Below are 513 nucleotides of genomic sequence, written 5' to 3'. Positions count from 1 at the left end.
CTTCGTCACGGGTATCGAGCAGGCGGTGTGGCGCGTCTCCATTTCTACGACGCCCACGGACGAGCTGCAACGACGAGCGGCTGCGCGCAGCGGCGCCCTTCTCCCGCTCGCGCAGCGAGTGGGAGAAGGTGGCCCGAAGGGCCGGATGAGGGGGCCGCGACGACGCGAGGCTCAACACTTGCTGTCGGTCTCCCTCCGCCGAATACGACTATTTGGGCGCCGGGAACGTGGTGGGCATTGAGTACGCTCAACCGGACGTGTATCAAAGGAAGTACGGCACGACGGCGGGCACCTGGCCCGACCTCGACCGTTTCGGCCGCGTGACGAAGCGGCTGTACTACTGCCAGAACTGGCGCCACGACGTGGTGGCGCTCGTGACGAACGGCGGCCTCCTGAAGGAGCGTGCGCGGTGCTTCAGCTACGGGGTCCCCTTCGAAATCCCGCTCGGCGACTGCGACGGGGATGGCGACACGGACACGGCCGACCAGACGCTGGGCCTGGGCACCTGGGGCA

The 513-nt window shown here is 67.8% G+C and carries 1 protein-coding gene; it reads left to right on the top strand.

What is annotated here, in order from left to right; genetic code table 11:
- Positions 1 to 212: 212 nt before the first annotated feature.
- Positions 213 to 513: hypothetical protein (locus tag JNK54_10870; GenBank protein MBL8024756.1), on the top strand; the 301-nt coding region annotated here is incomplete at its 3' end.

This window comes from Elusimicrobiota bacterium (assembly GCA_016788905.1).
Classification (GTDB): Bacteria; Elusimicrobiota; Elusimicrobia; order FEN-1173; family FEN-1173; genus JADKHR01.
The sequence above is the reverse complement of the archived record's forward strand: the minus strand, read 5'-3'. Positions and strand labels throughout refer to the sequence as shown.